This is a genomic window from Nonomuraea monospora (genome assembly GCF_039531895.1).
Taxonomy (GTDB): Bacteria; Actinomycetota; Actinomycetes; order Streptosporangiales; family Streptosporangiaceae; genus Nonomuraea; species Nonomuraea monospora.
On sequence record NZ_BAAAQX010000019.1, the window covers coordinates 98,278 to 114,903 of the forward strand.

Below are 16,626 nucleotides of genomic sequence, written 5' to 3' on the forward strand. Positions count from 1 at the left end.
GTGCGGGGTCAGCGTGAGGCGGTTCTGCGGCGGAACAGCATCGCCGCGACCGGGACGCAGAGCGCGACCGTCCCCGCCAGCCACGCCGTGGCCACCGCCCCCGACGACCCCATCGGCAGCCCCAGCAGCAGCGACCGCATGGTCTCGATGATCGGCGTCAGCGGCTGGTTGTAGGCGAACTCCCGCAGCACTCCGGGCATGGTCTGGGCCGGGACGATGCCGTCCGACACGTACGGCAGGAACAGCACGAAGAAGCTGAACGCCCCGGCCGCCTGGGGCGAGCTGACCAGCAGCCCCCAGACCGCCGCCAGCGCCGACATGGCCAGCACGTACCCGGTCACCAGGGCCAGCACCAGCGCCCAGTCGGCGAGCGAGGCGTCGGGGCGGAAGCCGAGCAGGAGCGCGGCGGCCAGCGCGATGGCCGAGGACGCCACGTTGCGGATCACCGAGGCCACCACGTGCCCGGCCGGGACGACCCAGCCGCTGATCGGCAGGGTGCGGAAGCGGTCGATCATGCCGCCGCTCAGGTCCTCGGCGATGGTCACGGCGGTGAGCGCGGCGCCGTACCCGCCGGACATGAGCAGGACGGCGGGGACGACGAAGTCGATGTAGGCCAGGCCGCTGGAGCCGGTCGTGATCGCGCCGCCGAACACGTACACGAACAGCACCATGATGATCACGGGCAGCGCCGTGTTGACGATCAGGCCGTCCAGGACGCGCATGTCGCGGCGCAGGTCGCGGACGACGAGGCGGCGCAGGTCGCCGGCGGCGGTGACGGGGACGCTCATGCCGCGGCCGCCGTGAGCTCGAAGAAGACGTCGTCCATGGTGGGGGTGCGCAGCTCGACGCGTTCGACCGGGATGCCCGCCCCGTGCAGCAGCTCCAGCGCGTGCCGCAGGTGGTCGGGGCCGTGCAGGGCCAGGGTCAGCTCGCCGGCCTCGGTGTCGACGTACGCCCCCGGCAGGGCGGCGCCCGCGCGGGACAGGTCCGCGGGCCGCGCCGGGCGCAGGGCCAGCCGTTCCCTGCCGACCTGGCGCTTGAGCGCGGCGGGGGAGTCGTCGGCGACGACCCGCCCGCCGTTGATGACCACGACGCGGTCGGCGAGGTGGTCGGCCTCCTCCAGGTACTGGGTGGTCAGCAGGATGGTGGTGCCGGAGGCGAGCAGCTCGCGGATCACCGACCACAGCTCGGCCCTGCTGCGCGGGTCGAGGCCGGTGGTGGGCTCGTCCAGGAACAGGATCGGCGGCGCCGACACCATGCTGGCGGCCAGGTCCAGCCGCCGCCGCATGCCGCCGGAGTACGTGTCCGCCCGGCGGTCGGCGGCGGCGGTCAGGTCGAAGCGCTCCAGCAGCTCGCCCGCCCGCCGCCTGGCCCGGTCGCGGCCCAGGTGGTAGAGCCCGGCGAACAGCTCCAGATTCTCCCTGCCGGTCAGCAACGCGTCCACGGTGGCCTGCTGCGAGGTCAGGCCGATGGCGCGGCGCACCTGCGCGCCCTCGCGAGCCACGTCGTGCCCCGCCACCGTGGCGGTGCCGCCGTCCGGGGCGAGCAGGGTGGTCAGGATGCGCACGGTCGTCGTCTTGCCTGAGCCGTTGGGGCCGAGCAGCGCGAGCAGCGAGCCGGTGGGGACGGTCAAATCGATCCCGGCCAGCACGCTGTTGCCGCGGAAGGACTTGGTGAGCCCTCTGGCGAGGATAGCATCTGTGAATGACTTACTGTGTATGACGTTCATAGTTTCAACATAATGCAGAATCCTAGGAGCGAGTCAAGGAGGAATTCGATGGCCGAGGACCGGTTGCCCCCCATACTGCGGCGGATGTGGGGACGCGAGCCGGTGCCGCGCAGGGGGCCCAGGCCCCGGCTCGACCTGGCCACGATCACCGCCGCCGCCATCGAGCTGGCCGACGCGGAAGGGCTCGCCGGGGTGTCGATGAACAGCGTGGCCACCAAGGTGGGGGTGGCGGCGACCGCGCTGTACCGGTACATCGGCAGCAAGGACGACCTGCTCGTCCTGATGGCCGACGCCATCGCCCCCGAGCCGCCCGACCCGTCCGGCCGGCCCTGGCGCGACTACCTCGCCCTCTGGACGCGGCTCCAGCGCGACCTCGTGCTGCGGCACGCCTGGGTGCTGCCGATCACCCAGTTCGCTCCGCCACTCGGGCCGCGGCGGCTGCTCTGGCTGGACCGGGCGCTGGCCGCCCTCGACGGCACGGGCCTCGACGAGGGCGAGATGATCAACGTCGCCAGCACCCTCACCGGCTACGCGCTCACCGACGCGGCCATCGCCCAGGCGGCAGGCAGCGGCTTCCCGGAGATGGCGGAGGCCGGCATCGAGGGCGCCTTCGACTACGGCGAGGTGCTGGTGGAGGTGCTCGACCCCGCCACCTACCCGGCGCTGTCGGCCGCCGTGCGCGGCGGCGCCTTCCGCGGCGCCGAGGGCTGGATCCACGACGAGGACTTCCGCTTCGGCCTCGACCTGCTGCTCGACGGGGTGGAGCAGCTCATCGCGCGGCGCGCTTCAGGCGGCCACGTCGGCGGGCAGTAGCTGCTCGGTGAGCAGCCGCCGCACCCGCCCGGGGCCGCTCGCCCACCGCCGCCGCCACCTCGTCATCCCCGTAGAGCGACCACCGCCCCAGATACTTGGCGATCTCCGCTTCCTTCCGTCCCTCATCCGCCAGGAACGCCGCATTGCCCCAGACGCCCCTCTCGATGGGATCGAGGGCCGGCTGGGAGGAGCAGGGCGGTGATGTTGTCCTGGCCACCTGCGGTCAGGGCGTGCGTCACCAGGGCGCGGGCCGCGGTGATGGGCTCTTCGCGGAGGCTTGCGGTGTGGGCCTGTAGGGAGCCGGGGGTGGGTAGGTGGCGCCACAGGCCGTCCGTGCACAGGAGCAGGAGGCCAGGGGTGTGGGGGTGGTAGCTGCGCAGGTGCGGGTCGGGGGCGGCGGCGTCGGCGCCCAACCAGGCGGACAGGGCTTCGTGGTCGCCTGTGTCGTCTTCTGTGAGGGTCATGGGGATGCCCTCGTGGGGGAGCCAGTAGGCGCGGCTGTCGCCTATCCAGCACGTCCAGATGCCGGTCGGGGTGGTGATGCCGGCGACGTAGGTGCAGGCGGGAGAGACTGCGAACGGGTCGCTCGGAGGTGTGGAGGGCGGGGCGGTGGCTGGTGTTTCCGTGGCTCTGAGCGGGCGGGCGAGGGCTGAGACTGCGTGGCCCGCCCGGATCGCGCCCTCCGCCAGCGCCGTCTCCGGCAGGGCGCCCGCGCGCAGCAGCGCGATCGTCGCCGCCGCGCCCGCCTCGGCGGCCACCTGGGCGGCGCGTTCGGGGCGGGCCGACATCGAGACGCCGTCGCACACCACGCCGACCGTCCACTCGCCCACCCGGGACAGGGACATCGCGTCCGCGTTCACGGCCCGCCGCAGGCCCCGGTCGCTGACACCGGCCGCGCCGCCGTCCGCCGTGAGCTCTACGTGGGAGCGGAAGGCCGGTTGCGAGGTGCCGCAGTCCCAGCAGTGGCCGTCGGGGGCCACGGTGCCGCCGCACGAGACACAGGGGGTCGATTCCGTCATGGCCCCACGATCGTCCCAGACGCCGGCGGCCGACGCCGCAGGCGGAGGGACGACGAAGCGACGCGCGGGTGGCGGGCGGGGGCGCGCAAAGCGGGCTGGGGTGCGCAAGGTGGGCGGGGGTGCTGAGTCTGCGTCGCGCTCCTGGCCGCGAGCTGCGGTGCCGCAGTTGGGCCACGCTGCTCTCGGCCGCGAGCTGCGGTGCGGGAGCTGGGCCACGCTGCTGCTGGTGGCGGCTGCGGCGCTGGAGCAAGCCGCGCCGCTGCTGGTGGCGGGCTGGGGTGCGCAGGGCGGGCGGGGGTGCTGAGTCTGCGTCGCGCTCCTGGCCGCGAGCTGTGGTGCCGGAGTTGGGCCACGCTGCTGCTGGTGGCGGGCTGCGCTCTCGGCGGCGGGCCGCGTTGCTGGTGGTGGGCGGCCGACTGGTCGGCGGGGTGGTCAGCCGGGTTGCTTCAGGACCGTCGCGAGCATGCTGTCGAGCGCCTCCTGAGACGTCTGCAGCCGTTCGATCGACGCGGCGATCCGGCGGCGCTCCCGCCGCAGGCTGGCGACCATCCCCGGACAGGCGGTCGGCACCATCCGCTCCCCGTCGTCATGCACACAGTCGAGCAGCCGCGCGATGACCACAGTGGGCAGCCCGGCGGCGAGCAGCGTGCGGATGTGGCGGACGGCGGTCACGTCCGCGTCGCCGTACTCGCGGTAGCCGTTGGGCAGCCGCGCCGGCCGCAGCAGGCCCTGCTCCTCGTAGTAGCGCAGCAGCCGCCTGTTCACCCCGGTCTCGCGGGCCAGGTCACCGATCCTCATGAGCTCCCTTGACCTTCACATCGATGTGACGCCTTACCGTCGCGAGCGTCATGCAACGCAACAACGTGAAGGAGCGGATCCATGCCTGGAGCGGTGATCGTCGGGTCGGGGCCGGGAATCGGGCGGTCTGTGGCACGCCGGTTCGCGAAGGAAGGGCTGGAGGTGGGGCTGGTCTCGCGCAGCGGCGGCGATCTGGGGCTGGGCGGGGTGCGTACGTACCGGGCCGACTGCGGCGACGAGAGTGAGCTGCGTGCGGCGCTGGACGCGGCGGCGGGCGAGATGGGGACGCCGGACGTGGTGGTCTACAACGCCGCGATCATCCGCCCGGACACGCTGAGGGAGGTGGACGCGCGGGCGCAGCTCGGCGCCTGGTCGGTGAACGTGGTGGGGGCGCTGGTGACGGCCTCGCAGGTGGTGCCCGCGATGGCGCGGCGGGGGAGCGGCACGTTCCTCGTCACCGGGGGGATGCCTGAGCCGAAGGCGGCATATGTCAGCCTTTCGCTGGGCAAGGCCGGGGTGCGGGCGGTGGTGGCGATGGTGGATGAGGAGTTCGGGCCGTCGGGGGTTCACGCGGCGAGCGTCACCGTGGCCGGGGCCGTCGCGCCGGGGACGGCGTTCGATCCGGACGACATCGCCGAGCACTACTGGCGGTTGCACGTCCAGCCGAGGCAGGCGTGGGAGCGGGAGGTCGTGCACGCGGGCACCGGGCAGTGAGCCGGCGGGCGTCAGGTGGTGAGGTGCCAGAAACACCGGCGGGCGTCAGGTGGTGAGGTGCCAGAACCAGCCGAGGGGGCGCAGGCCCAGGCGCTGGGCGACCCGCTGGGACGAGTGGTTGTCCGCGCTCGTGCTGTAGAACACGTGCATTCCGGGCAGCATGCCGGCCCAGGCGGCCGTGGTGGCGGCGGCGTAGCCTCGGCCGCGGTACGGCGGGGAGGTCCAGGTGCCTGCCTCGGCTCCCAGCGGGGTGCGGCGGGCGCTGTGGCAGATCGAGACCACCTGCCCGTCCTCGGCGACCATGGCCCAGGGTGTTCCGGCGCTGCAGGTGGTGAGTTTGTCCCACTCGTCGGGTTCCCAGGAGGAGGGGCGCGGTAAGGAGCGGGCGAGCTGGACGTGCTCGGGTGAGTCCGATCTGAGGACGTCCGCGGCGACGGTGGTGTGGAGGGGCGGGGTCGCGAGGTAGGTGGGGCCGCCCGTCACCGACACCCGCTCGCCGCCGAGGAGGTCGCGGCAGGCCCCGAGCACGTCCGGCGGTGTGCTGAGGGCCAGGGGCGGTGGCGGGGCGACGAGGGCCAGGGGCGGTGGCGGGGTGACGAGGGCGAGGAGGCGGGTGGCGAGGTCGTCCGGCACGGCGCTCGCGACGGCCGCCGTGATGCCGTCGGACGCCACGGCGATCACCATGTCCTCGGGACCCGGCAGGCGGCCGCGTTCGTCCAGGCGCCAGACGACGCCCAGCTCGATCCGGAGCAGGTCGATGTCCCGCGTCTCGCCCGTCACAGAGCTCCTTCCGGCCGCAGCTCCCCGGACCCGGTCAGCGTGAACGGGACGGTCGCGGCCACCCTACCGTTGACGATCACGTCGAGCTCCCGCTCGCCCGGCGGCTCGTCGCGGGTGGTGACCGGGCGGAAGGAGTGGCTCTTGCGCAGGGTGAACGTGTCGCCGGCGCCGCTGGCGTCGCGCTGCCCCAGGTGGAAGACGCGGCGCGAGCCCGCCCGCCGCACGGCGTACTTCAGCAGCACCGGCCCCGCGGCCCCCGCTCTCACCGTGACCGTGAAGGACAGCTTGCCGCCCACCGCCACGGTCGGCGAGTCGAGGGACAGCTTGTCGACCGCGCCGCTGCCCGGCGTGGCGCCGACCAGGGTGAGGGCCTCCGGGTGGCCGGCGCGCAGCAGGCCGCGAACCGCGTGCCGGAGCACCCGTTCGACGTGGGAGCCGCCCGCGGCGCGCCATCCCGCCAGCAGCTCCAGCGCCACCTGGGGGTGGTCCTTGGCCAGGTCGTTGACGTGGTTGGCGACCGAGCGGCGGACGTACTCGCTGGGGTCGTCGCGCAGCCGGTCGAGGAGGGGCAGCGTCGGGCCCGGCGTCATCAGCCAGCCGACGCGGCCCGCCCAGGGGAGGCGGGGGCGCGAGCCCTCCGAGGCGAGCCGGCGCAGGTGCTCGTCGGGCGACTCCGCCCAGCCGTACATGATCTTGATGGCGTCGTCGCGGTGGTGCTCCAGGTAGGGGCGGACGGCGAACTCGCCCGTCGCGTACGGGGTGAGCGCCGCCAGCGTCTCCATCGCGGCGTGCAGGTGGTCGAGGCCCCTGGCGGCGGTGTGCTCGGTGGCGGGCCAGCCGCTCCACATGTTCAGCCTGGCCGCGGACTCCCGGACGTACGCCGCGGCCTGCGGGTAGGGCAGGGGAAGCGCGTCGTGGAGGGCCGTGGAGACGTGCGTGACGCGGGCCTTCAGCTCCAGGCCGTCGAGGCCGGTCAGGGCCTGCGAGGTGAAGCGGGCGCGGGGGAACGCGGGCCAGGCGGCGGCCAGCCCGTCGGCGAGCACCGAGACCGAGTGGACGTTGATCATGTCTTTGAGCGGTTGAGCCACGCGGCCACTGTGCCAGGAGCCACCGACAGAATCGGGGTCAGAGGTTCTGGTAGTGCTCCCGCATCGACGGGTAGTAGTCGTCGAAGCTCACCCCGCCGGAGCCGTCATGGGACGCGACGAGCAGATCCAGGTAGTACTCCCACCCTGGCCCGATCTCCCCGACGCCCTCCTCCGTGTCCAGATGCTGGACGAACCGCAGCTCCGTCACCCCGTCCACCTCCTCCAGCAGCAGCTCCAGCCGCCAGGCCCCGTGCTCGTCCAGCGACGAGACGGCCAGGCGGCGGGGTGGTTCGCAGGCGTCGATGCGCAGGTCGTACCAGGGCTGCTGGTCCTCGAAGACCAGCCGCACCTTGACCGTGTGGCCGGGCGCCGCGTCGCCCTCCCACGGCCCGAACCAGCGGGCGGTGCGCTCGGGCTCGGTGACGCTGGCCCACACGTCGCCTGCCGGGGCGCGGAAGGTGCGGGTGAGGACGAGGTCGGTGCCGTCGCCGGTCCTGAACAGCCGGCCTGTGGGGATGGGGCTCATGCGGTGCTCTCCTGTCCGGCGACGCCGTGCGAGGCGTCTCCTGCTGCGGTACGGCGGTCGCGCCGCGTGCGGTACACCTCGGTCTCGAGCGCGTCGAAGCGGTGCTCCCAGCCGGTGGGGCGGGCGAACTGGCCGAGCCAGGCGATCAGCTCCGCGAGCGGGCCCGGGTCGAGGGCGTAGAGGCGCCGGCGGCCGACGAGTTCGGCGTCGAGCAGCCCGCTCTGCCTGAGCACGCGCAGGTGGCGGCTGACGGCCGGGCGGGTGATCGCGAAGCGTTCGGCGATCTCCCCGGCCGGTAGGGGGCCGTCGTGCAGCAGCAGCATGAGGATCTGCCGCCGCACGGGATCGGCGACCGCCCCCGCCACCTGGTCCAAGCCCGACAGTGACTCCGCCTCGTCCACACCAGGAAGCGTAACCTACTGGTTACGCGTACTCAAGGCGGCGCAGCACGCAGCTCCCGTCAGGACACTGCCCGGCCGCCCTCCTCCGCGACGGCGGCGAGGGCGGCGAGGGCGGCGAGGGCGGCGGGGCTGCTGGGCGCGCGTCAGCTCGGGCCGCCGGCGGCGACGGCGGCGACGGCGCAGGGTCAGCCGGTGCTCTCCCGCCACCGGTTGGTGATCGGCAGGCGGCGGTCACGCCCGAAGTTCTTGGGCGTGATCTTCGGGCCGGGCGGATACTGCCGCCGCTTGTACTCCGCCAGGTCCACCAGCCGGATCACCCGCGTCACCAGCGCCGGATCGTGCCCGGCCGCGATCAGCTCCTGCGACCCCATGTCCTTCTCGACGTAGTCGTCCAGCAGCCGGTCCAGCACCTCGTACGGCGGCAGCGAGTCGGTGTCCCGCTGGTCGGGACGCAGCTCGGCGCTCGGCTCCTTGGTGATCGAGTTCTCCGGGATCGGCCGCTCAGCGTCGAGCAGGAAGCCGGGGTCGGAGTTGGCGTTGCGCCACCGCGCCAGCTCCCACACCATCGTCTTGGGCACGTCCTTGATCGGCGCGAACCCGCCGGCCGAGTCGCCGTAGAGGGTGGAGTAGCCGGTGGCCAGCTCGCTCTTGTTGCCGGTGGTCAGCACCAGGTGCCCGTTCTCGTTCGACAGGCCCATCAGGATCATGCCGCGCACCCTGGCCTGGAGGTTCTCGGCGGCCAGGCCGGACAGGTCGATCTCCTTCTCGAAGGCGTTGACGATGTCGGCGATCGGCACCACCTGGGCGTTGACGCCCTGCCTGCGCACCAGCTCCTGGGCGTCGGCCAGGGAGTGGTCGGAGGAGTATCGGGAGGGCATGAGCACCACGTTGACGCGGGAGGGGCCGATGGCGTCGGAGGCGATGGTGGCGGTCAGCGCGGAGTCGATGCCGCCGGACAGGCCGAGGATGACGGACTGGAAGCCGTTCTTGGCCACGTAGTCGCGCACCGCGAGGACCAGCGCCGAGTAGACCTCGGCGTGCACGTCCAGCGGTTGCGGGATGACGGCGGGCACGGCGGGGTAGGCGGCGACGGGCTCGGAGGACAGCACGAGGCGCTCGACCGTGATCGTGGAGCCGTCGCCCGCGTCGTACGGGTACGTGCCCGGCTCGGCCTCGGAGACCGGCAGGCCGTCGAGGTCCACGACGATCAGTTCCTCCTTGAACTGCCGTCCGCGCGCGACCAGCTCGCCCGCCGCGTTGACCACGATGGAGTCGCCGTCGAAGACCAGCTCGTCCTGCCCGCCGATCTGGTTGACGTAGACGAGGCCGCATCCGGCCTCGCGGGCCCGGCGGGCGCACAGCTCCAGCCGTACGTCGTCCTTGTCCTTCTCGTACGGCGAGGCGTTCGGCGCCACCAGCAGCCCGGCCCCCGCCTGCCCGACGACGGACACGGGGCCGCCCTCCTGCCAGAGGTCCTCGCACACCGCGATCGCGACGTCCACGCCGTGCAGCCGGAAGATCGGCAGCCGGTCGCCGCGCACGAAGTAGCGGTACTCGTCGAACACCCCGTAGTTCGGCAGGTGGTGCTTGGCTGTGCGGGTGACCACCTCGCCCTTGTGCAGCAGCGCGGCGGCGTCGAGCGGGGCGCCCTTGGGCTGGCCCACCCGGGGCGCCAGGCCGGCGCGGTCCACGTAGCCGACGACCACGGGCAGGTCGCCCAGGCCCTCGTCGAGGAGCCTGCGCGCCACCTCCTCCAGCGTCCGGATGCTGGCGTCCACGAAGGAGGTGCGCAGCACGAGGTCCTCCACCGGGTAGCCGGTGAGGAACATCTCGGTGAAGACCACGAGATGGGCCTCGCGCTCCGCCGCGTCGCGGGTCCACGCGATCAGTTTGTCGGCGTTGGCGCTCAGGTCGCCGACGGTCGGGTTCGTCTGTGCCAGGGCAATGCGGAGTTGAGCCACGTCAAACAGCCTAGTACGCCTCGATTTTTATCGTCAAAGCGACGAAAAGTAGCTCATTTCCCTCCCGGGGTGACCAGGCCGGACTCGTAGGCCGCCATCACGAGCTGCGCCCGGTCGAACAGCCCGAGGTGCTCCAGCAGCGACTTCACGACCAGCCCCACCTCCTCCTCCGGCAACGCCAGGGTCTGCCCGATCTGCCGGTTGGTCAGACCTCTGGCGACGAGTTTGAGCACGTCCAGCCGGTCGTCGGGGAGCCCGGCGAGCGCCGGCGGCGAGGCCGGGTCGGTGCGCCCGGTGAACGCCGAGATCAGCCGCGTGGTCACGGCGGGGTCGATGAGCGCGTCCCCGGCCGCCGCGGCCCTGAGCGCGGCCAGGATCTGCTCGGGCGGCGACGTCTTCAGCACGAACCCGCTCACCCCGGCCCGCAACGCCGCGTACAGGTTCTCGTCGCTGCCGAACGTGGTCATCATCACCACCTTCGGCGGCTGCTCGCCCGCCAGGATCCTGCGGGCGGCGGCCAGGCCGTCGAGGCGCGGCATCTGGATGTCGAGCAGCACCACGTCGGGCCGCGTCTCGCGGACGCCCGTGATCGCCTCCTCGCCGTTGGCCGCCTCGCCCGCCAGCGCGAAGCCGGCCTCGCTGTCCAGCATGGCCTTCAGCCCGGTACGCACCAGCGCCTGGTCGTCGGCCACCAGCACGCGCAGCACCCCGCCGTCCGCCCCGGGACCGGCCCCCAGGTCGGCCACCGGCTCGGCGGGCTCCTCCAGGCGCTGGGCCAGCATGTCGGCCTCCAGCCGCTTCAGCCCGGCCGACAGGTCCAGCCCCAGCTCGTCCCGCCACACGGCGCGCGCCCTGCGCAGCGCCGCCAGCGCGTCGCCCTGGCGCCCCATCCGGTAGAGCGCCACGGCCAGCAGCCGCCACGCCTCCTCCCGCAGCGGGTACGCGGTCGCGTGCGCCTCCAGGTCCGCCACCAGCGCCGTGGCCCTGCCCAGCGCCAGCCCGGCGTCCGCGCGCCGCTCGACGGCGATCAGCCGCAACTCCTCCAGCCGCCCCGCCTCGGTCGCGGCCCAGCTCAGCTCGGCGAACTCGGCCAGCGCCGGGCCGCGCCACAGCTCCAGCGCGGTGTCCATGGCCGCCCACACCTGCGCGGGCGTGCCGTCGGACTTGACCAGGCTCTCGAAGTGCCAGGCGTCCACCTGCTCGGTACGCGCGCGCAACGCGTACCCGGGCGGCGCGGACACCAGCACCCCGGCCTCCTCACGGGGCGCGCGGCCGGGCTCCAGGGCGCGGCGCAGCCGGGAGACGTAACCCTGGATGGTGGACAGGGCCTGCGCCGGCGGGTCGCCCGGCCACAGCTCGTCGATGAGGGTGTGCACGGGCACGGCGCGGCCACCGGCGACGAGCAGGCGGGCGAGCACCGCTCGCTGCCGCTGGCCGCCGAGGTCGAGGGGGGCGCCGTCGGCCCAGGCCTGGAACGGTCCGAGAGCGGTGAAGGTCAGCATTTCAGGCGTAACTTTAGAGGCAGAATGGGTCTGGGTATATGGGGAAATGTCACAGAGGTAACTCGGCGTCGACAACGGTGCCTCCTCCGTCCGCCTCGCGTACGACACAGGTGCCGCCCAGCTCGGCGGCCCGCTCGCGCATCGAGCCCAGCCCGACGCCCGCCCGCGCGTCCGCCGGGATCCCGCTGCCGTCGTCGGTGACGGTGATCCGCAGCGTCTCCGCGCGCCGCAGCGCGACGGTGATCGTGGCCGCGCCCGAGTGCTTGCGGGCGTTGGTGAGCGCCTCCTGCACGATCCGGTACGCGGCCACCTCCACGGCGGCGGGCAGCCCGTCGAGCCCCCCGGAGACCTCCACCGGCGTGCCCGCCAGCTCCGCCACGGCCCCCGCCAGGCCCAGCTCGTCGAGCGCGGGCGGGCGCAGGCCGTACACGAGCTGCCTGATGTCGCCGCTCACCGCGTCCATGCCGGCGCGCAGCTCGGCCAGCAGCAGGTCGGCGCTCTCCGGCGAGCTGCGCACGGACTGCCGGGCGGCGTTGATGGACATCGCCATGCCGGTCAGCGACTGGCCGAGCCCGTCGTGCAGGTCGCGGCGCAGCCGCCGCCGCTCCTCCTCACGTGCCGTCAGGATGCGCTCGCGCGAGCGCTGCAACGCCGCCGTAAGCCGCACCGCGTGCGCCGCGTCCGCGATGTACGGGGTGAGCGTGGCGATCACCCGCTCGTCGTGCGCCGCCGGGAACCTGCGCCGGTCGGTCGGCCCGACGAGCAGCAGCCCCACCGGCTCCCCGTGCCACACCAGGGAGATCACCCGCTCCGGCGGGCCTGGGGAGCCCGAGACGGTGGTCGTGCCGTCCAGCTCGACCGCCACGCCCGTCACCGACAGGCCCTCGCGCAGCATGTCGAGGGTGGCCAGCAGCCCGTGCACCGGGTCGGCGTGCTGCAACCGGTGCCGCAGCCGCCTGGCCAGCGTGCCGGGCACGCCGGTGCTGCCGTACAGCAGTCGGTCCACGCCGCGCTGCATGCCGCGCCGCATCGGCTGGAAGGCCGCCCCGGCGAACACCGCCGCCGCGATCCCGGCCACCCGGTCCACCTCGGCGAGGAACAGGCTGCTCGCGGCGCTGGCCGTCACGTACACGCCGGTGACCACGATGAGCAGCCCGGTGCCGATGAGCGCCCGGCTGATCAGCGTGTCGATGCCGAACAGCCGGTAACGCAGCACCGCCAGCGCGATGGCCGCCGGGATCAGCGGGATGAACAGCGTCGCCAGCCACCAGAACGGGTCGCCCAGCATCCACGGCACCAGCAGGCCGGGCAGCGTCACCATCACCCACAGGATCTGGCGCCGCTCGGCCGCGTCGCCGCGCTTCCACCGCACCACCAGCGACACGAACGCCAGCGCCATGGCCGCCGACACCAGCCAGTGCGCGGGCTCCCTGAACGCCTTCTGGCCGCTCAGCGCGCCCGCCCAGTCGAGCGCCATGCCCGCCACGGCCAGCGCGACCACCCAGCGCCAGCGCCTCGACAGCAGCCTGCCGACCGGGTAGAGCAGCGGGAGGAGCACGCCGAGGGCGAGCTGCAGCACGTGCCAGGTGAAATTGACGACGGGCCAGCCGGCCGCCGCGCTCCCGTACAGCAGGTGGAACGTGTTCGCCGACAGGATGTTGGCGGCGGCGCTCAGCCCCCCGGCGCACAGCAGCCAGCCGATCACCAGCCGGGGCCTGCTGTGCACGAGGATCGCGCCGAAGACGGAGAACGCCGTGCCCGCCATGTCCTCGGGGGCGAGCGGCAGCGGCGTCCAGGAGGGTTGCGGCAGTTGCGCCGTCACCCAGATGTCGGTGAGCTCAAAGATGACGGCGAGCGTGGCCATGCCGATTGCCATGCTGCGCATGGACATGCCGATCGTCACGCTTCGCGCCAGGCCTGCGCGGCGCATCCCACCCGCCCTTCCCACCCCAGGATCGGGTGAAAATTATCGGTGGGCTGCCAACGTCCGATCAAAATTTTCTCAACGCGCTCCGCACCTGGTCAGAGCAACGATAGCGGGCATTCCCGGCGGCCTCAGCGACGCCTGATCGCCGGGCCGAGCAGCAGCAGCCCGGCCGCCGAGACCACGCCGACCGCGGCGGTCGTGAACCACAGAGCCTTCGGCCCCAGCTCCAGCAGCGGTCCGCCGAGCAGCGGCGCCAGCACCGCCGCCAGCGACCACGCGAACCCGAACAGCCCCGAGTAGCGCCCGCGCAGCTCGGCGGGCGCCAGGGCGGCCACGATGGCGCCCGCGATCCCGGCCGTGGCGATCTCCCCGGCCGTCCAGATCGCGATCGTCACCGCCAGCCCTGCCACGTTCGTCACGTACGCGGTCATCGCGAACCCGGCCGACATCACGACCAGCCCCAGCGCCAGCATGCGCGCCGGGTCCCTGCGCCCCAGCCAGCCCGACACCAGCGGCTGCACGACGACGATCAGCACCCCGTTCAGCGCCATGGCCAGGCCGAACTCCTTGGGGGTCAGCTTCACCACGTCCGTCATCGCCACCGGCAGCATGGTCATCGTCTGCGAGTAGACCAGCGCGTTGCCCAGCGCGACCAGCGTGAACCCGACCATGACCCGGTCGCGCAGCACCATCCCGAACCCGCCGCTCGCCTGCCTGGCCGCCGGCCTCGTCTCGGGCACCGCCCGCCACACCAGCACGGCGAAGACCACGCCCGACAGCGCGTCGATCCAGAACAGCCAGAGGAACCCCTGCCCGGCCAGCCACCCGCCGGCCGTCATGCCCACCGAGTAGCCCAGGTTGATCGCCCAGAACAGCAGCCCGTACGCCCTCGGCCGCTCCTTCGCCGGCACCAGGTCGGCGACCAGCGCGGTGGAGGCGGGGCGGTAGACGTCGATCACCAGGCCGAGCGCGAACATCGAGGCCAGGATGCCGGGCAGCGACGTGCTGTAGCCCAGCGCCAGCATGCACACGGCGGTGGCCAGCATGCCGCCCGACAGCGTCGCGCGGCGCCCGATCCGGTCCGCCAGCACGCCCGCGACGAGCTGGGAGAGCAGCGATCCCGCGCCGAACACGCCCATCACCAGGCCCGCCGCGGTGATGGACAGGCCGCGGCTCTGGGTCAGGTAGACGCCGGTGAAGGGCATCACCATGGTGCCCAGGCGGTTCACCAGCGTGCCGCCCCACAGGGCCCAGAACGGGCGGGGCAGGCCGCCGATCTGGGACTTGAGGAAGGAGGGTCTCTCGACAGTCGTGCTCGTCACGCTCATAGCGTGAGATTTCCGGTTTCGGGGTGCGAACGATTTAGCGCAGACTAAAAGCATGTCCATCACCTGGGTGCTGAAGCCGGAGGACGTGGCGCGCATCCGGTTCGCCTTCTCCCCGATGTGGGAGCTGGTGGCCAGCCTGCGCACCCTCCAGCAGCCCGCCAGGCAGTCGATCCACCTGCCCTGGCTCAAGGCCGTGCGGCCCCGGCTGGCCGGGCTCGACCTGACCGAGCTGCTCGCCCTCGTCCCGCCGACCGGCTACCTCGCCGACTTCATCACCCCGCCCCCCGACACGCCGATGCCCGACTTCGCCGCCGAGCTCGACCGGGTCAGGCGCGCAGACCCCGCGCGGGCCCGCGAGGAGGCGGCCAAGGTCGAGGGCGCCGACCCGGCCGTCATCGCCCGGTTCACCGCCGACCCCGAGGCGGGCGTGCTCAGGGTGGCCGACGCGCTGGAGGCGTACTGGGAGGTCGGCCTCGCCGAGTTCTGGCCCCGCGTGTACGCGCTGCTGGAGCGGGACGTGCTGCGCCGCTCACGGCAGCTCGCCCAGGGCGGCGCGCGCGAGCTGTTCGCCGGGCTCGGCCCGGCCGTGCGGTGGACGGGGGAGAAGCTGCTCATCGACCGGCCCTGGTGCGAGGCGGGCGGGCTGCACGGCGACGGGCTGGTGCTGGTGCCCAGCGCGTTCTACTGGCCGGCCGTGGCCGTGATGACGGCGCCGTACCAGTCGATGCTCGTCTACCCCGTGCAGGGCGTCGGCACGCTGTGGCAGCAGGGGCCGCCGCCCGCGCCCGGCGCGCTCGGCGCGCTGATCGGCAAGAGCAGGGCCGCGATCCTGATCGCGCTCGCCGAGCCCGCCACCACCTCCGCGCTGGCCACCCGCATGGCGCTCACGCCCGGCGCGGTCAGCCAGCACCTCGGCGTGCTCAGCGGCGGCGGGCTGGCGGTCGGCATGCGGATCGGCAAGCAGGTCGTCTACCGCCGCACCCTGGCCGGCGACATGCTCGCCGCCGGCCCCGCCCCTCACGCGTAGCGCTGGGACTCCAGCAGCCAGTCCAGGTGGGCGCGCGGCGCCGCCAGGTACGCGCAGGCCACCTTGCTGACGTCCCTGGCCGTCTTCGGCTCCAGATCGTGCAGCGGCAGCCGCCTGGCCGCCTTGCGCATGTCCTGGCACCGCCCGGTGATCCGCTCCAGCACCCAGGCCGTCGCCTCCCGCTCGCTCAGGCCGAGCTGCCGCATCGCCAGCACCACGAAGTTGTGCACGTCGCCGCGCTCCTTCGGCCGCGAGGCGACGTCGTTGCACCAGGCCGTGACGTCGCTGCAGGCGTCCACGAGCTGCTGCCACGGGTCCGACTCGTGCACCCAGACCGGCACCTCCACCCGCAGGCACGGCTCCACCAGGTCGTACAGGTACGGGCCCACCGTGCCCCTGCGCAGCGCCGGATACTCCTCCAGCGTCGGCATCCGGCCCGCCGCCCGGTTCTCCGCCTCGGCGCGGCAGGCGTCGTACTGGCGCTGCAGCCCCACCGCGAACCTGGCCCGCCAGTGGTCGCTCATCCGCACGCTAGTCACCCGCCACAAATCGGCGAAGGCCGCCTCCAGCGGATGGCAGGAGGTGCCCTTGAGCATGCCGTGGAAGATCTCCAGCGGGCCCGAGCGCTCGTCCAGCTCGTCGTCCAGGTGGAACAGCCAGGTCAGCCACTGCGCGAACAGCGCCGCCGCCGCGGCGTCGAACTCGGCGAACGCCCGGCCGGCCATCCGGTGGTAGCCGACGCCGGGATCGGCGCGCAGGCCGGTGCGCCTGGCCCAGTCGATGACCGCGGCCTCGATGGCGTACACGGCCGGATGCATCCTGCACGGCGCCGCCATCGCGGGCACCCGCTCGGTGAGCGGCAGCAGCGCCAGCGCGGCCGAGCCGCCCCTGCGCGGCAGCGGCAGCAGGGACGACAGGGCCGAGCGCAGGGCGGTACGCACCGTGGCGAACACGGTCGTGGTGGCGGCGGTCGCGCTGTCCTTGGAAGCGCTCTTCACTGGAGTGTTCTTCAC

General features: G+C 73.3%; 17 protein-coding genes. 4 read left to right on the plus strand and 13 right to left on the minus strand.

Annotation, left to right across the window (positions count from 1 at the left end; genetic code table 11):
* Nucleotides 1–8 precede the first annotated feature (8 nt).
* Together ABD331_RS32405 and ABD331_RS32410 are read right to left on the minus strand one after the other, a co-directional pair.
* Nucleotides 9–788 carry an ABC transporter permease gene (locus ABD331_RS32405; protein WP_344483036.1) on the minus strand — a complete coding sequence of 260 codons (780 nt, stop codon included), beginning with the start codon at nucleotides 786–788 and terminating at the stop codon, nucleotides 9–11.
* Nucleotides 785–1,729: an ATP-binding cassette domain-containing protein gene (locus ABD331_RS32410; protein WP_344483039.1), complete on the minus strand. Its 945-nt coding sequence runs from the start codon at nucleotides 1,727–1,729 to the stop codon at nucleotides 785–787. The genes ABD331_RS32405 and ABD331_RS32410 overlap by 4 nt, the downstream gene beginning before the upstream one ends.
* 84 nt (nucleotides 1,730–1,813) lie before the next feature.
* Here ABD331_RS32410 and ABD331_RS32415 point away from each other — a divergent pair, with 84 nt between their 5' ends.
* Entirely contained in the window at nucleotides 1,814–2,542 is a 729-nt protein-coding gene (locus ABD331_RS32415) for a TetR/AcrR family transcriptional regulator (RefSeq protein WP_344483042.1), read from the plus strand.
* Between the two features lie 122 nt (nucleotides 2,543–2,664).
* On the opposite strand, the gene ABD331_RS32420 is transcribed toward ABD331_RS32415, so the two are convergent.
* Nucleotides 2,665–3,561: a PP2C family protein-serine/threonine phosphatase gene (locus ABD331_RS32420; RefSeq protein WP_344483045.1), complete on the minus strand. Its 897-nt coding sequence runs from the start codon at nucleotides 3,559–3,561 to the stop codon at nucleotides 2,665–2,667.
* Between the two features lie 166 nt (nucleotides 3,562–3,727).
* Between ABD331_RS32420 and ABD331_RS32425 the strand changes: the two genes are divergently transcribed.
* Entirely contained in the window at nucleotides 3,728–3,865 is a 138-nt protein-coding gene (locus ABD331_RS32425) for a hypothetical protein (protein ID WP_344483048.1), read from the plus strand.
* A 128-nt stretch (nucleotides 3,866–3,993) separates the two neighbouring features.
* Here ABD331_RS32425 and ABD331_RS32430 read toward each other — a convergent pair whose 3' ends face one another.
* On the minus strand, nucleotides 3,994–4,359 hold the full coding sequence (locus tag ABD331_RS32430) for a MerR family transcriptional regulator (protein WP_344483051.1): 366 nt from the start codon (nucleotides 4,357–4,359) through the stop codon (nucleotides 3,994–3,996).
* 81 nt (nucleotides 4,360–4,440) lie between these two features.
* Between ABD331_RS32430 and ABD331_RS32435 the strand changes: the two genes are divergently transcribed.
* A complete protein-coding gene (locus tag ABD331_RS32435; protein ID WP_344483053.1) occupies nucleotides 4,441–5,073 on the plus strand; it encodes an SDR family NAD(P)-dependent oxidoreductase in 633 nt (210 codons plus the stop codon).
* Nucleotides 5,074–5,118: 45 nt separating this feature from the next.
* On the opposite strand, the gene ABD331_RS32440 is transcribed toward ABD331_RS32435, so the two are convergent.
* The 8 genes from ABD331_RS32440 to ABD331_RS32475 all read right to left on the minus strand — a co-directional run bounded on the left by ABD331_RS32440 (nucleotide 5,119) and on the right by ABD331_RS32475 (nucleotide 14,586).
* Nucleotides 5,119–5,853 carry a GNAT family N-acetyltransferase gene (locus tag ABD331_RS32440; RefSeq protein ID WP_344483055.1) on the minus strand — a complete coding sequence of 245 codons (735 nt, stop codon included), beginning with the start codon at nucleotides 5,851–5,853 and terminating at the stop codon, nucleotides 5,119–5,121.
* On the minus strand, nucleotides 5,850–6,941 hold the full coding sequence (locus tag ABD331_RS32445) for a hypothetical protein (protein WP_344483057.1): 1,092 nt from the start codon (nucleotides 6,939–6,941) through the stop codon (nucleotides 5,850–5,852). The genes ABD331_RS32440 and ABD331_RS32445 overlap by 4 nt, the downstream gene beginning before the upstream one ends.
* Before the next feature lie 37 nt (nucleotides 6,942–6,978).
* The gene (locus ABD331_RS32450) at nucleotides 6,979–7,467 is read right to left on the minus strand and encodes an SRPBCC family protein (RefSeq protein WP_344483060.1); all 489 of its coding nucleotides are present in this window, start codon (nucleotides 7,465–7,467) and stop codon (nucleotides 6,979–6,981) included.
* Nucleotides 7,464–7,868 carry an ArsR/SmtB family transcription factor gene (locus ABD331_RS32455; RefSeq protein ID WP_344483062.1) on the minus strand — a complete coding sequence of 135 codons (405 nt, stop codon included), beginning with the start codon at nucleotides 7,866–7,868 and terminating at the stop codon, nucleotides 7,464–7,466. The genes ABD331_RS32450 and ABD331_RS32455 overlap by 4 nt, the downstream gene beginning before the upstream one ends.
* Nucleotides 7,869–8,053: 185 nt before the next feature.
* Nucleotides 8,054–9,829 carry an NAD+ synthase gene (locus ABD331_RS32460; protein WP_344483065.1) on the minus strand — a complete coding sequence of 592 codons (1,776 nt, stop codon included), beginning with the start codon at nucleotides 9,827–9,829 and terminating at the stop codon, nucleotides 8,054–8,056.
* Between the two features lie 53 nt (nucleotides 9,830–9,882).
* Nucleotides 9,883–11,331, minus strand: coding sequence for a BTAD domain-containing putative transcriptional regulator (locus ABD331_RS32465; RefSeq protein ID WP_344483068.1), 1,449 nt, complete (start codon nucleotides 11,329–11,331; stop codon nucleotides 9,883–9,885).
* A gap of 49 nt (nucleotides 11,332–11,380) precedes the next feature.
* Nucleotides 11,381–13,216: a sensor histidine kinase gene (locus ABD331_RS32470; RefSeq protein WP_344483071.1), complete on the minus strand. Its 1,836-nt coding sequence runs from the start codon at nucleotides 13,214–13,216 to the stop codon at nucleotides 11,381–11,383.
* Nucleotides 13,217–13,386: 170 nt separating this feature from the next.
* Nucleotides 13,387–14,586, minus strand: coding sequence for an MDR family MFS transporter (locus tag ABD331_RS32475; protein ID WP_344483074.1), 1,200 nt, complete (start codon nucleotides 14,584–14,586; stop codon nucleotides 13,387–13,389).
* Between the two features lie 52 nt (nucleotides 14,587–14,638).
* Between ABD331_RS32475 and ABD331_RS32480 the strand changes: the two genes are divergently transcribed.
* Nucleotides 14,639–15,613, plus strand: a complete 975-nt coding sequence (locus ABD331_RS32480) for a DUF5937 family protein (RefSeq protein WP_344483076.1) — start codon at nucleotides 14,639–14,641, stop codon at nucleotides 15,611–15,613.
* Here the strand turns inward: ABD331_RS32480 and ABD331_RS32485 are convergent.
* Nucleotides 15,604–16,611, minus strand: a complete 1,008-nt coding sequence (locus ABD331_RS32485; protein ID WP_344483077.1) for a terpene synthase family protein — start codon at nucleotides 16,609–16,611, stop codon at nucleotides 15,604–15,606. The genes ABD331_RS32480 and ABD331_RS32485 overlap by 10 nt on opposite strands.
* Nucleotides 16,612–16,626: the final 15 nt, after the last annotated feature.